This is a genomic window from Chlorobiota bacterium (assembly GCA_016710285.1).
Lineage (GTDB): Bacteria > Bacteroidota > Ignavibacteria > OLB7 > OLB7 > OLB7.
On sequence record JADJXR010000001.1, the window covers coordinates 2203331 to 2218491 of the forward strand.

The 15161-nt window shown below is 58.3% G+C and carries 9 protein-coding genes and 1 riboswitch; of the genes, 5 read left to right on the forward strand and 4 right to left on the reverse strand.

Annotation, left to right across the window (positions count from 1 at the left end; translation table 11 throughout):
- Positions 1 to 12: 12 nt before the first annotated feature.
- Positions 13 to 263, reverse strand: a riboswitch (cobalamin riboswitch).
- Positions 264 to 477: 214 nt separating this feature from the next.
- Complete coding sequence (locus tag IPM61_07945; GenBank protein MBK8911250.1) at positions 478 to 945, forward strand: FKBP-type peptidyl-prolyl cis-trans isomerase; 468 nt, start codon at positions 478 to 480, stop codon at positions 943 to 945.
- Positions 946 to 1067: 122 nt separating this feature from the next.
- On the opposite strand, the gene IPM61_07950 is transcribed toward IPM61_07945, so the two are convergent.
- A complete protein-coding gene (locus IPM61_07950; protein MBK8911251.1) occupies positions 1068 to 3599 on the reverse strand; it encodes a hypothetical protein in 2532 nt (843 codons plus the stop codon).
- 342 nt (positions 3600 to 3941) lie between these two features.
- On the opposite strand from IPM61_07950, the gene IPM61_07955 reads away from it, so the two are divergent.
- From IPM61_07955 to IPM61_07965, 3 genes are read left to right on the forward strand one after another with little or no spacing between them, the layout of a single operon-like run.
- Complete coding sequence (locus IPM61_07955) at positions 3942 to 6356, forward strand: TonB-dependent receptor (GenBank protein ID MBK8911252.1); 2415 nt, start codon at positions 3942 to 3944, stop codon at positions 6354 to 6356.
- Between the two features lie 33 nt (positions 6357 to 6389).
- Positions 6390 to 7241, forward strand: a complete 852-nt coding sequence (locus IPM61_07960) for a DUF4249 family protein (protein MBK8911253.1) — start codon at positions 6390 to 6392, stop codon at positions 7239 to 7241.
- A 53-nt stretch (positions 7242 to 7294) separates the two neighbouring features.
- The gene (locus IPM61_07965; protein MBK8911254.1) at positions 7295 to 7795 is read left to right on the forward strand and encodes an SRPBCC domain-containing protein; all 501 of its coding nucleotides are present in this window, start codon (positions 7295 to 7297) and stop codon (positions 7793 to 7795) included.
- A gap of 41 nt (positions 7796 to 7836) precedes the next feature.
- On the opposite strand, the gene IPM61_07970 is transcribed toward IPM61_07965, so the two are convergent.
- Positions 7837 to 9780 carry a T9SS type A sorting domain-containing protein gene (locus IPM61_07970; GenBank protein ID MBK8911255.1) on the reverse strand — a complete coding sequence of 648 codons (1944 nt, stop codon included), beginning with the start codon at positions 9778 to 9780 and terminating at the stop codon, positions 7837 to 7839.
- 341 nt (positions 9781 to 10121) lie between these two features.
- Between IPM61_07970 and IPM61_07975 the strand changes: the two genes are divergently transcribed.
- Positions 10122 to 12698 (forward strand): DUF3160 domain-containing protein, encoded by a 2577-nt coding sequence (locus IPM61_07975; protein ID MBK8911256.1) that lies wholly within the window; start codon positions 10122 to 10124, stop codon positions 12696 to 12698.
- 196 nt (positions 12699 to 12894) lie between these two features.
- On the opposite strand, the gene amrB is transcribed toward IPM61_07975, so the two are convergent.
- Both amrB and IPM61_07985 read right to left on the reverse strand, forming a co-directional pair.
- A complete protein-coding gene (amrB, locus tag IPM61_07980; protein MBK8911257.1) occupies positions 12895 to 14403 on the reverse strand; it encodes an AmmeMemoRadiSam system protein B in 1509 nt (502 codons plus the stop codon).
- Between the two features lie 127 nt (positions 14404 to 14530).
- Positions 14531 to 15160 (reverse strand): C39 family peptidase, encoded by a 630-nt coding sequence (locus tag IPM61_07985; protein MBK8911258.1) that lies wholly within the window; start codon positions 15158 to 15160, stop codon positions 14531 to 14533.
- Position 15161 lies beyond the last annotated feature (1 nt).

Here is a 15161-nt window from a genome sequence, read left to right on the forward strand (position 1 = left end):
GCCCGCGTGGGCCGTTGATGAGGATCGGACGGCAGGTCTTCTGGCTTCGGGGTCATTCGCTTCCTTTCCGGCCTTCCCGCTCCGCAATGGAGCAGTGGTTTGTGGTGTGGAAAGGAGCGTCGCCCGTCACAGCGGCGCAACCGCTGCCGAATTGTTCCCCGCCTGTATGTGGTTGCTGCGATTGCCGCAGCAGCGGGGGGAACGCACGGCATTCCCTATTCTCCCCAGCGCGTTGCCGGGGCACCGTTCGATCAGTATTGGAATAACGTGAAGCCGGCCGCGGTGGCCAGCTTCCGGCATCGGGAAGATGCGTGACAAAAATAGAAGGGTTGGCAAGATGATCCAACGGGAGTTTTCGGCATATTGGGAACAATTCGTGGCTTGCCAGTGGTTCAACCAGATCGAACACCGTTGTGGCGGTGCGGAGTGCTGGTTGCACAAGCCGCGATTCATCAACTACATTTATCGAACACTGCAATGACACCACGCGTGATCACGTTTCACTACACCATGACTGCCGAAGATGGGCAAGAAATTTACAGCTCGGTTGGAAGCGAGCCATTGGCAATTTTAGAAGGGCAGGGGCAAGTGATCCCCGGGCTGGAACCGGTGCTTTCGGAGATGGGGGAGGGGGAGAAACGGCGCGTGGTGGTTCCGGCCGAGGAAGGGTTTGGGGAATACCATGACGATTGGGTGATCCAAGTCTCCCGCGAGCAATTGCCGCCCGGCGAACTCAACATCGGCGATATGTTCCAAGCCGCCGAAGACGCTCCGGTGATGGTTGTCACGGAGATTGATGGCGACACAGTGGTCATGGATGGAAACCACCCGCTGGCCGGGCAGGACCTGACGTTCGACGTTGAGGTCCTTGGCTTCCGCGAAGCCACCCCCGAGGAAATCGCCCACGGCCATGCTCATGGCGAAGGGGGGCATCATCACCATTAAGCCGCGTTGGTAATTCCGCCAAAGCGCGATCTTGCAAGCAAGCCCTGCCCCGATCACAGAATCGGAGCAGGGCTTGTTGGTAGTTGCGATCCCCTTTTTCCACTCCCCGGCCAATTCCCCGATTACGGTTTCATCACCACAATCCCGAACGTTTGGTTCACCGATTGCGCCGCGCCGGTGTTGTTGTGGAACCGCACGGTAACGGTGTTGTTGGCCGACACCCACCCGCTGAAGTGGACGTTCCCAATCGTCATTGCCGCGTCCGGTATCCCCAGCGTCACCGCGTCGCCGCTGCGTGCGCCGTTCACGGTTAGGGTAAGGTCGGCAAAACTTCCGGCAGGGGTGGCCACAAAATTCAGGGCTGCGGTGGTGGTGGCAATCTGCCGCCATTGCAGGCTTCCGGCGTTGTCGGTTTGCAGAATTCCGCTGCCAAGATCGGGGGTGACGTTGCTTGCGGCGGGGGGAAGCGCGGCGGGAAGTGTGTAGGTGATGTCCGCCGTTTGAGCTTGCGCCCGGAAGGCGGAGTAGTTCGCGCTGGAGTAATCAAGGTCGGTGTTTGGCTCGATGAACCGCACCCCACGCGCGGCGTTGTCGTCGTTGCCAATCCAGAGGTCGGTGTTGCCAAAGAAGGCAAGCCCGGCGAACGCGGTAAGATCGGTGCCAAGTGCGGCTGTGGTTCCGTTGAACCCAAAACTGTTCCCCCCAAGCCTAAGCTCTTGCCCGCCAGCAATGGCCGAAAAATTGCCGGTTATATCGTTGTTCAGGCCGCCGGCAATTACCGAGTAATGCCCAACCGCAGTGTCCTGGAAGCCGCCGCCGATTGCGGAAAAATCGCCAGCAGCAACGTTGCGCCGCCCGCCAGCAACAGTTGCGCCAAGCCCTGAAGCAACGTTTCCGCGCCCACCGCCAACGGTGGCTCCGTTGCCAGATGCGGTGTCGAAGAGGCCGCCGCCAACGGTGGCGTAGGTTGCTGAAGCAAGGTTCCCCCGGCCGCCCCCAATCACAGCGTAATCGGCGGTTACTCTGTTATCAACCCCGCCAGCAATCACGCTCAGATTACCAGTGATGGTATCGCGCAGGCCAACACCAATGAAGGAGCGCGTTCCATAAATGGCATTGAGTTCACCAGAAATGATCCCCGATTGATTGGCCCACACGCCATTGTTTGCCCCGCCAACGATGACGGAAAGTTGGCCGGTTGCGGTGTCCTGGAAGCCGCCGCCGATTGTGGAAAAATCGCCAGCAGCAACGTTGCGCCGCCCGCCAGCAACAGTTGCGCCAAGCCCTGAAGCAACGTTCCCGCGCCCACCGCCAACGGTGGCTCCGTTGCCAGATGCGGTGTCGAAGAGGCCGCCGCCAACGGTGGCGTAGGTTGCTGAAGCAAGGTTCCCCCGGCCGCCCCCAATCACAGCGTAATCGGCGGTTACTCTGTTGCTAAATCCGCCAGCAATCACGCTCAGATTACCAGTGATGGTGTCGCTCAGGCCAACACCAATGAAGGAGCGCTCTCCATAAATGGCATTGAGTTCACCAGAAATGATCCCCGATTGATTGGCCCACACGCCATTGTTTGCCCCGCCAACGATGACGGAAAGTTGGCCGGTTGCGGTGTCCTGGTACCCGCCAGCAATTGCTGAGTAATCGCCAGCAGCAACGTTGCGCCGCCCGCCAGCAACGGTTGCGCTGAACCCGGAAGCAACGTTTCCGCGCCCGCCGCCAACGGTGGCTCCGTTGCCAGATGCGGTGTCGCGGAAGCCGCCGCCAACGGTGGAGAAGATTGCCGAAGCAAGGTTCTCCTGGCCACCACCAATCGTGGAAGCGCCTCCGAAGGCTTTATTCGTTATGCCACCTCCAACAACGGCATAGTCTTGGCTGGCATGGTTGAACACGCCACCACCAACGGCTGCAAAACTTCCGGATGTGGTGTCGTTGCTTCCGCCATCAATCACACTCCAAGCCCCCGATGCCCGGTTGGCGACCCCACCACCAATCGCGGTTCCGATACCCGAGGCAATGTTGTCCAACCCGCCATTCACCACGGCGTAATTCCCCGCCCCGCTGATGCTGTTGCTAAACCCGTTGGCCCCCCCGCCCCCGATTACCGCAGCAAAAAGCCCGCTGGCAACGCTGTTGGTGTGGTGCCCGGCGATGATGTTTGGCGAAGTGCTGGTTGGTTCGAACCGCATCGCCCGCCCGCGCCCCGATGTTGGGCTTGCGGTGTATCCGGCTTCATCAACATGGATTTCAAAGGGTTGATTGTCGGTGGTCCCTAAAAAATGGGTTCCGGCGGTGGTTCCTCCGTTCCCCGAAAGTTTCCAGACAACGCCACCCAAGTTGAAATCGGTGACGATGGTGGTCCAGGCCGATGTTGGCGGCCCGACGTAATGCTGGAAAGAATTCAGATCCGTGTTGAAGATCAGCAGCCCGTTTGGGGGGGCTGGGATTGCGTCCCGTTGGGCGGTGGTCATCCGCGGAACAAGCAGCCCGGCGGTGGTGGAGGTCAGGTCCAGAATCGCCGCAGGGTCAGGCGAAAGTGTCCCAATCCCCATGTGGCCGTTGATGTCCACCATCGGCTGTTGTGCGGGTAGGAACGGGGCAATCCCCAAAAAAGCAAGCAGAATGGCGATAAGCCGTGGCTTGGTAGCGTTGCGCATGGTTGTGATACTTGTGTGGTCAGTTATGTTCAATGGCTAAAGAACAATGGCACAGCCTTAAGGTATCCGCCACCGATAACAGTTTTGAGTAAGAACGACAACAGTACAATTTGTTTGTGTGGAAGGATAGAAGGAAACGGGGGCGCAGCATCTATCCCAGCAGTTTTCTTGTTTCTGCGCAGCCCGCTGGGATTTCTGCTACGTGGTTCGTTTGGCATATGCTATCAACTACGGATGGGGCTATCTTGTTCCGGTGATTGGTATCAATGTTGGGGGAGTGTAACATCCCCCCCACTCCGGCGGTATTTCTTGGCCGGTGCACCGTTCAGAACATTATTTGCTATGCCTATTTCAACGATTCAAATGCTGCGGGTTTCCCTGCTGCTGTTCGCCCTTTTTCCCCTGCTGCTTTCGGCTCAAACTCCCAGGACCATTTCCGGTTCCGTAACCGAAGCGGGGAGTGGCGAGGCGATTACCGGGGCCACCATCGCGCTGTTCCGTGAAGGGGATTCGGTCCGCCCGGCCCGTGGCGGGATTTCCAACCGATTCGGATTTTACTCCATCCCCAACGTCCCGCCCGGGCGATACCGGTTTACTGTGCGGAGCATTGGGTCCCAGCCGCGCAACCACTTGCTGGTGATCCCCGACGGCGGTCCGCCAAGCATCGGCAACCAGCCCGATTCCAACCAAACCTGCCAGCTCAATCTGACCGCCGCCACCGCCACCGATCTCCGCATTGATATCTGCTTGCAGCCAAAAGATGTCAGCAGCCGCGAGATTGTTGTCACCGAACAACGGAACTCCGTTGGCGAGGCATCCATCGGCACGGTGACGCTGGACCCGGGGCTGTCGCAGCAGCTTCCATCGCTGGGGGGCGAGCCGGACATCATGCGGATGTTGCAACTGCTTCCCGGGATAAAATCGGGGAGTGAGATCAGCAGCGGGCTGTACGTTCGGGGCGGTTCGCCCGATCAAAATTTGATTTTGTTGGATGGCGTTATCGTCTATAACCCCAGCCACCTTGGCGGCTTCCTTAGCACCTTCAACTCCGATGCCATTCGGAACCTGAAGGTGATAAAAGGGGGATTCCCGGCCGAGTATGGCGGGCGGCTTTCCAGCGTGATTGACTTGACGATGCGCGAGGGGACAAAGGAGAAAATCAGCGGCAGCGGCGGCGTCAGTTTGCTGAACTCACGCCTGACGGTGGAGGGGCCAATCGGTGAGGATATCACGTTCATGGTGTCGGGCCGCCGGTTCTACTGGGATGTGATGCTGCTGGCGTTGCCAGATGCCGATGAGGTCCCGGGCTACTACTTCTACGACCTGAACGGCAAGATCAATTATCGGTTGTCGGAGAGCGACCACTTGTACGTGAGCGGTTACTTCGGGAACGACGTGATTGGCAGCCCCCCAAGCGAGGAGGACATCTTCGACATCACGTGGGGGAACGCCACCGCAAACCTCCGTTGGGCGCATATCGTTTCGCCGACGTTCTTCACCAATTTCTCGGCGATCTACACCAACTATCAATTCTCCTCACTATTCGAAAACCGGAACACTGGGTCGGTACAATCGGACGCGTTCAAATCGCTGAGCGGCGTGCGGGACCTGATGCTTCGCGCCGAAGGGCAGTGGTTTGCCACGGAAGATCACATCGTGAAAACCGGGGTCGAGGTGACGCAGCATCGTTTCCGCGCCGATGCCAGTGCCGAGCTTGGAGACTTCGCAAAAATTGACCGGAACCCCACCATCATCAACGCCCTTGATGCCGCATTCTACGCCCAGGATGAATGGAGCATCACCCCGCGGCTGAACGCGAACATCGGGGCGCGGCTGTACTACTTCAACAGCGGGGAGTATTTCCGGGTGGAGCCGCGTGCCTCGCTGGCATACGCATTGACCGAGCAGGTGACGGCCAAAGGGGCCTTCTCGATGGGGAATCAATTCCTCCATTTGATTTCCCGAAACGACATCACCCTTCCCACCGACATCTGGTTCCCCTCCACCGCATCAATCAAACCGGCCGAGGCGATGCAGATCAGCGCCGGGATTGAGTCAACGTTGTTCGATAAGGAGTATCTGCTGACGGTGGAGGGATACTACAAGAAGATGGAGAACCTGTTGGAATACCGCGACACAGCATCGTTCTCGCTGGACGTTCCGTTGGAAAGCTCGTTCACGGTTGGATCCGGAGAGGCGTACGGGGTGGAGGTGTTTTTGAACAAGCAGCTTGGGGCATTCACTGGATGGATTGGCTACACGCTGGCCTGGACCAAACGGACCTTCCCGGAACTGAATCGTGGCCGCACGTTCTACCCCCGCCACGACCGCCGGCATGATGTTTCGGTGGTGCTAACGTACCGTTTGGGTGAGTCGTGGGAGCTTGGGGCAACATGGGTGTACGGCACCGGGCAAGCGGTGACAATGCCCACCGGGCAGTACGTGCTTCAGGAGGCAAGCAACCCCGGCAGCTATTCCTTCACCCAATCCGATTACAGCGAGCGGAACGGTTATCGCATCCCGGCATTCCACAAGCTGGATTTGAACTTCTCGCACAAATTCTCCTGGTTCAATTTGCCGTTCACGTTGTCGCTGAACGTCTATAACGCCTACAATCGGCGCAACGTTTTCTCCCAATACATTGACCGCAAGTATGACTACGACCCGGCAACGGGGAAGGAGACGGTGAAGGTGGAAATCAAGCGGACGACCCTTTTCCCAATCATCCCAACGGTGGGGCTAAGTTTCAAGTTTTAAGCAATGGAAATAACACCAAAACAAGCAATGGCTATGGGGCCGAAACATCAACGCGCCACGGTGCGGCAAATCGCGCTGCTGGCTTCCCTCCTGATTTTTGGCTTGGCCATAAGCGGGTGTGAAGTAGGGGTTGCGCCGGATGATGTTCCGTACGTGGAGCGGATGGTGGTGTATGGGGTCATCACCGCTGGCGAACCTGCCGACAGCATCCGCTTCACCCGCACGCTGCCGCTGAACGTCCCGTACGACCCCGCCGCTGCCGAGCTAACCGACGTTGTTGCAACGATTGAAGCCGGTGGGAACAGCTATCCACTGCGCCATATCGGGCACGGGTTCTACAATGCCGAGGGGCTAACCGTGGCCGCTGGCCAGCGGTACACGTTGCGCGCAACATGGAAAGGGCTGGCGGTGCATGCCAGCACAACAACTCCGATTCCTCCGGTTGTGGATTCCCTTACGATGGTGAAGGGGGAGGTGTTTGAGCATGATTTTTCAACCTTCGCAATCTGGGCGTACGTCCGCCCGGTTCAAGGATCGGCATACTCCATCACCTACAATCTTCGCGATACCGTCAACGACATCCATTATACTTCCCACTATGACTACGTGAACGACGTTTGGCACTGGCGCGACACCACCGCCAGCGGCTATCTGATAGCGAAGACGTACGATAACTTCCTTTCCCCGGGGAACGATAACGTCTTCAAAGGAAGCGTTACAGCGGTGGCGTGGGACGAACCCTATTACGACTACTACCGCACCTACTATTACGGCAACGATGATGACCTGTTTGGAAGCAGCCAGCGAACCATCAATTGGAACATTGAGGGGGATGGGATTGGCCTGTTTATCGGGCAATCACGGAAGGATGTTGTCTGGAAGTGAGGTGAGGGAGCGGCGGCTGAACAATTTGCGCAATCACGGAAGCAACGGGAAGCATGAAAGAACTTCGCACCGAAATTGAGATCAACGCTTCGCCAAATCAGGTCTGGGAAGTTCTCGCAGATTTTGGAAGCTACCCAACGTGGAACCCGTTTATCACGGAGGTTCGCGGAGTCCCGAAGGAGGGGGAGTGGCTGGTGATCCGTGCCGCGCTGAACCCACGCCGAACGGAGGTGTTCCGCCCGGTCGTGCTTCGATGCCAGCCGGGGCGCGAGCTGCGTTGGCGCGGCACACTTCCGGTTCCCGGGATGTTTGCTGGCGAGCATAGTTTTTTGCTGGAGCCGCTGCCGGGTGGCAAGTGCCGATTGATCCACCGTGAGGAGTTCACGGGGCTGCTGGTTCGGCTTGTGCTGTGGATGATTGGGGCCGACACGCTGCGCGGATTTCACGCGATGAACAGGGCACTCCAACAGCGAAGCGAGGATCTTCACAAGAGCATTCAGGGGCGCGCCAAAAACAATGCGGAGGCAACGTTGCCGTTGCCTCCGCAAGAATAGCGAGTATCGTTTGTCCGCCCAGCCGGACGGCTCCGGCGATGTTACCGCACCACGTTCAGTGGGGTGGAAACGCTTTGGCCGTTTTGGCTAAGGACAATCCGGTAAGGGCCAGCTGGCACGCCGCTTAGGTCCAGCGTGCGTGAGTGTTGGCCGTTGTAGCCGTTTTCGGCATTGACTGGGGCCATCACCACATCGCCCAATGAGTTGTAGAGTTTCAGCGAAACCTCACCGCCACCCACCAACGTGTAGTTGACCGTCAGCAGGCCGCTTGTTGGATTCGGGAACGCGCTGTTAATGGCCATGCGGTTGGTGACTGCAAGGTGGTTATCCACCGCGCTTGGAATCTTCAGGAAGTTTGCCTCGGTCAGCATCGTGCGTTGGAAATATTGGAAGCATTCGCTTCCCGGGCCACGGTCGGAGCCATCGCTGATAAACGCGTACATCCCCGGGTCGCGCCGTGCTTGGAAGGTCATAAGATGCTCATAGTTGTCCCCAACTTTCCGCATCGCCTCGCCTGCTGATGGGTACTCGATGCTTGCGCTATCGGTGTTCCCGCCATCAATGTCGGCCCAATCTTGCAGCACGAAAGCATCGCCCCAGTTTGCCCCACCATCGGGCGAACCAACACCCCAGACGCGATAGTAAAGGAATCCATCTGCGCTGACGATATTCTCACGAACCGAATCATCCACAACTTGGCCGCCTGCCATAAATGCGATGAAGACATGGCCATCTTCAGAGGTGGATATTGTTGGATAGGAGATGCCAGAGAACCCTGGTTGAGCCTTGATTCTTGGGATTGTGTAGACACCACGAAGATTTGCGAAGTCAGGTGCTGCCACCTGCTTGATACCATTCTCGCCCGCAGCCCAATGCCACACGCTCTCGAAGCGGTAAAGGTTATTTAGGCTTCCGGTAAACACCACGTGCGCTGTCTCGCCAACGTAGGCGATATCCATCTCATTCCCTGCGGTCAGGGTGTCCTCATCTCCTTCAAGATTGAACTGGGTGTTAATTCCACCGCCGAAAATCGCTACCGGATCGCTCCAAGAGTTCCCTCCATCGGTGCTTTCGCTAAAAACGATCCGGCCTTGGTTGGTGCCTTCGTTATCAACGATAAGATGGTACACCATCCCAATCTTGCCTCCGGCAGAAGAAGCCAACACGTAGCGTCCGCCGCTGGTGGCGCAAAGCACGCTGTCGTTAAAATCAACCCAGCTATCAACATCGGCACCGATGCTGGCAATGCTAAACTGAAGCGGCGCTGCTTGTTCGCCTGTGCGTGGGCTTAGCGAAGCAATGCAGACAGCCGTTGTCCCGCCATCTTTCGGGTTGAACTCAAATGCGGGCCAAATCACCCCTGCCCCGCCGTCGCCATCGCGGTTGCTGATGGTGCGGCGTGGGAATTTTGCGATGCGGTTGAAGGCGGTTTTTCCAGCCTCGGCAGCATACAGCAAGGTCCGCACCCCGGTGCCATCGCTCACACCGCTTGTAAGATCGCCGTGGGTGATGACAAAAGGCTCACCATCGGCAGAGAGCTCGATGTACGGGAAGCCCAACCGCATCCCACCAATATCAGGATTGGTGCTCCAGGTTGCCCCGCCATCGCTGGAGTAGGTGTAGCCAACGCGACGTGAAGAGGAAATAGCAACGGAGTCGAAGTTGTCCGTTGCCAGCATGTACACCGCATGAAGTTTCTGCGGATCCTTGGGATCAACAGCCAGCCAGTGCGGGCTCATGCCATTCGATTGGTAATCGTAGTAGCCCTGAAGGCCCGTGGCTTTTGCGCCGCCACGAAGGTTCAGCGGGGCACCCTGAACCGCCGCTTGAATCGGGCGGTTAGGGTTTGGTAGCGGTGTCGGATCGGAGATTTTCCAATCCTGGATGCGCTCCAACCGGTCGTTTGCCGGAGCGATCTGCTGGGCGGCCACCGGCGCGCCAGCAAGCAGCGCGGTGCAGGCTGCAAGGAATAGCGATTGCTTCATTAGAGTTGCTCCCTCTTTTGAATTATGGTTTTGGAACGAAGTTGTTGTTGTGCGTCACTTGGCTTGTTGCTGCCAATGGTGGCACTGTGCGCGGTGCGTTACGCCGCCCCAGGCCGTGTGTCTCTGGGTTGTTCGCGGAAGCTATTTCTGCGAATCCGATGAAGAAGGGTACTGCGAATGGAATCCGAAGATAAGCCAGAGAAGATAACAGCGGCAACGGTATTTTGTTACTGAATCTTCCTATTCAGCAATTCCCGATAACCAAACGCCCAAACTTACAACGTAAATTCCCTGCCTGCTCCCGCGTTCACTCACATAAATCTCTAAGCGGAGTTCCCCGTATGCAAAGCAAGCATTTCGTTCTGCCGTTGCTGGTGTCGCTTATCTGCTGTGTGGCCGCCCGTGCCCAGCAGTTCGACCGCGATGCCTACCGCCGATTCCTCCAAGAATCGCAAACAATGACCTCGCAACAATTGCAGACCAGCCACCCCGTTGATCCCTTCCGCCGCACCGCCCGCGTCCGCCTTGCGAACGCCCTGTATGGCGACAGCATCGCCCAACAGTTTGCCCTGACTGATTATGAGAAATCGTTGATCGAGAAGCATGGGTTCATGGTCTCCGAACGGCTAAGCTATCCATCCTTTGGAAGCGCGCTGCTGGACGTTTACACCCGCGACCTTCCGGTGTTTGTCAGCACCGATGCCGTGCTGCACGCGCTCCACATGTCCTACGATGCCGTGCTGAAGGACATTGAACGCACAACGCTGATCCCCCAATTGAAGCAACTGCTGGAACGCCTCCATGCCCAAATCTCACCCCTGAAAAAGAAGTACGCCGCAAACCCAACAATGCTCCGTAGCCTGCGCGATGTTGACCTGTACCTTTCCATCCCACGCCAGCTGCTGGGGGAAAACGCACCGCCAACGTTTGCCGAAAACATGGTCCCGGTGAAGGACCTGCTGCTGATGGTGAAGGAGGAACAGCCGAACAAGTACAAGCTGTTTGCCGAAACGCAACGCCTTGTTGATTTCAGCCAGTTCACCCCACGCGGCCATTACACCGAATCGCAGGAGCTGACCCAATACTTCCAGGCGATGATCTGGCTGGGGCGAACAGAAATCTGGCTTGCAGCACCACAAGCCGATGGAATAAGCCCTAGCGATGAAGATATCCAACGCCAGACCATTGATGCCGCGTTGATTGCCGACATGACCCAGGCCGCAAACGCGCTTCCGCTGGTGGAAGAAATTGATGGAACCATCCGCGTGCTGGTGGGCGAATCGGACAACGTGACGCTGCCGAATGTGCAAGGCCTGATGCAGGAGAAAGGGCTACGAAGTGCCGCCGATTTGCAAGACACTGCTGTTTGGAGGGACTTCCAGACAACGCTTCTCACAAAGCCGTTTGCCGGACAACGGATCAACTCGCAAATCTTGATGTCGAACCCCTACAGTGCCGACCAGATCCAGCCCGCCACCGCATTCTTGCTGCTTGGTCAGCGGTTCGTGATTGATAGCTATATCACCGGCAATGTGGTGTATGATAAAATCATCTCCAACGGTCAAAAGATGCGGCGGATGCTGCCAAGCAGTCTGGATGTGTTGTTCGCGTTGGGGAACAATGCCGCGGCCCAATTCCTTGATTCCGAATTGAAGGAATATCAATACGCCCCCAACCTTGCCGCGCTCCGCTACCTTGTGGACTCCTACGAAGATGATTTCTGGAGCGGCTCCATCTACAACAGCTGGCTGAACGCAATCCGAACGCTGAACCCGCCGAAGAACCGCAGCGGCTTCCCGAAGTTCATGCAGACCGCCGCGTGGTGGCAGCAAAAAATGAACACGCAGCTTGCCAGCTGGGCACAGCTTCGGCACGACAATCTGCTGTATGCCAAGCAATCGTACAGCGGCGGCATCACCTGCACCTATCCAAAAAGTTTTGTTGAGCCGATCCCCGCATTCTACCGCTCGGTGCGGACCTTAAGTGAGGTGGCTGTGAAGAAGCTGAGCGGGATAGCGATTGCCGACACCAACGCCAAATCGCACATGCTTGGCTACTTCGGTGCTATGGGGAAAGTGATGGACACTCTGGAATCAATCGCCACGAAGGAACTTGCGCACCAGCCGTTAAGCGAACGGGAGGAGATGTTCCTGAAGACGATGATCTTTGATACTCCGTCGGGGTGTGCCACGGTGCTGGCCGGGTGGTACACGCGGCTGTACTACGGCGGGCCGGACGACGCAAACGCCGATGACCGAATCATTGCCGACATCCACACCGCACCGACCGACAAGGATGGAAACGCCACCGGATGGGTTGTTCACGTTGCCACCGGGCCGGTAAATATGGCCGTCACCACCTGCACCCTTCCCGACGGGACCGCGACATCCTTTATCGGGCCGGTGATGAGTTACTACGAACAGCGTACCACCGGCTTCAAACGCCTGACCGATGAGGAGTGGAGCGACAACCGAATGCACGATTCCGCCTACTCCATGCGCCCACCGCTGGTGAACCTTTACCTTGCCGACAAAGAGGGGAACCCAAGAGCGGGGGAGCCAATCACCCTGTACGCAATCAACGACGGAAGCAGCGATGCGCCCGCAACCCCAATGCCAAGCACGCAGCTTACGGCAACGGCGGTTCCGAACCCGTTCGCAACCGCAACATCGCTGCGGTTTGTTGTTCCGCCATCGCTTACCGGGCGCAGGGCCGCGCTTCTTCTGTTCGACGTCACCGGCGTTCCGGTTCGGCGATTGCTGAACGAAGATTTGCGCGCTGGGAACTACGCCATCCGCTGGGACGGAACCGCCGACAACGGCAACACGCTTCCCACCGGAACCTACTACTACCGCCTAACAATCGGCAGCCATGAAACCAGCGGAGCCATAACCCTGATACAAGGGGGAGGAAAGTAGAGTTCAGATGTGAGGGTAGCCGAAGGTCTTTAGCCTTCGGCGGCAAGCGAAAAACCTACTATCAATTCCAACGGAGTCCGGGGTCGCGCTACTGCGCCCCAAATTGATCCAAGCGGGAATCACCAATGCTGAAAATTGGTGATTCCCGCTTGTTGCAAATGGGGGGGGAAGAAAGTGCGCGGAGCCGTTGACCCGATTACTCAATCTTCACGGCTTCGAATCGGTAGAGTTCGGCATCCTCGCGGCGGAAGGCTTCGGCATCCAGCCCGGCTTTTTGGCCAAGCTGATGCAGCAGTGTGGTGCGGTCCCACCCTTGCTCGGTGGCGACTTGCGGAAGGAATATCCCGGTGGTGGTCCCCACACGAAGATAGACCCCATCGCGCCCGGGCTGAATCTGGGCGGTATCCAACACCCGTTGGAACCGCGACAGCACGGTGACTTCATACTCCAACTCCGGCAACTCCGCCGGGCTGACGGGTTGGAACCGTGAGTCCTTCAGGGCTGCCATTGGAGCCACACGTTGCACGGTTGCCAGAAGCGAGCCATCGGGGATCACGTAGCCGATGCACCCCCGCAATGCCTTCCGCTTGGTGAGGGTGACGAACGCCGGATACTCCGCCGCAAGCCCCGCCGTCAGGGGGCGATATGCCGGCGGCGTTGCCCCGTTGACGGATGCTTCCACCATTGCTTTTGCCACCCGAAGAAGCCCCGCCCGCTCGGCTTCGGTAAGCGAGGGAAGGAGGAATTGGGGGCTATCTGCGCCCGCCCCAGCCACGATCACTCCGCTCATATATCCCACAACCCGGTCGGGGCGGGATGCGCCGGCGGCAACCTGTGAGGAGTTCATGTAGCGAAGCGGGCAGGCAACCGTTCCGCCAAGTTGCTCGGCGGCCATCATCACCGCCATCACCGGTCCGCCGCCGCACGCTTCCCATTGCTTCCCGAACAACCGCATCCCCATCAGGTGGTAATCGAAACGGGAAAATGCGGCAATCACACTGCTGTCCAGCCTGGCGGCGGTGTCGGTGCGGTGGTAGTGGGAAAGGTCACTGCTGGCAACCAGCAGCACCCGCTTCCGTGCGGCACGAACCGCGCCAACCACAGCCCGCATCAGCCGATCCACCGTGGGGAAATCTTGGCTTCCCATCACCACCGGAACCACCGGCACGCCCGGCAACACCGTTTGCAGGAAAGGGAGTTGGACCTCAATCGAATGTTCCGGCGAAGCGGAGTCCCAGCGGTGGCCCAGGTCGGAGAAGCCAACGTTCTTCTGCCCGGTTGCCACCAGCCGGGCCAATGCGGTGTCAACCCGCGCAACCCCAAGCGGCGTTGCATACCCCACGCCATTGAAGACCGAGGCTCCGTAAAAGTAGCGGTAATGGCTTGGCGCAATGATTATGACTGCGTCGTACTTCTTCCCTTGCAACTGGCGGTAGGTTTCCCCCGCAACCCAGCCGCTGTACGGGTATCCGGCATGGGGCGCAACAACGCCAACAATGCCGTCGCGGATTGGCGTGGCGGCTGCGGTCCGGAGGAATTCGCCAACCCATCGCCGCAGCGTGTCGGGGTTGGCGGGATAGAACGACCCCGCCACCGCCGGCATCCGCACGCCATCGCGGATGGAGTTCCCATCTGCCAAAATTTTGGAAGCCGGAAGCAACCAGAACAGCAGAAGAAGGGAAGGAAGAAAGCGGAAACGGTTCATGGAAGAAAACAGAAGTTGGTTGCTGGAAACTGCGGTGAAACGTACGGCGGGCGATGGATGGAAAGTGATAGAAAATGATGGAAAGCGAGTGAGCAAATCGGCTGGCCGACCTCTGTTCCCCCCCCCTCTATCCGTTTTTCCTCACAATCCTCACCGCGCTGATCTCGCTGCGGAACCGGCGCAGGGGTTCGGCGGCGATGCCTTCCCCCAGCGGGTCGTTCATCAGATACTCCATCCCGCGCTTGCCAACCACCAGCACCCAGTGGGGGATTGCCGCGCCGATCATCACCCGAACAATCACCGGGTTGCCAGCCTTCAACGCGTCATCAATTTCTTGGTGGCTGGGGTACGGGGTCTCGATGGTGATTGCGTGGTTGGTAAGCTCCTCCACCGCACGCCAGCGCAGCCAGCCCCGTTCGGTGAATCCCCCTTTCAGGGCCAGCTGGGCGTTCAACACATCGGGGGGAATGGCGATTCCGTGGTGGGCCAGCGCCATGCTGACGCAGCAGACAACGCAGCCGGTGGAACTGAACGCCTCGTTGCTTCCGCCAAGCCGGACCTCCTTCCACTGCGGCGCGGTTTGCAGGTAGAGTGGGATATCCATCAACGCCATCTCCATCGGCTCCCCTCCGCTAATGCTGATTGGCGCGGCAAGGTGGTCGCGGATGACCGCAGCGGCAATCGTTGCCACAATCATCAGCACGCCGCCAATCAGCGCAGCGCGTTTCAGTGGGGAAGGATGTGGGCTGCCGAACATG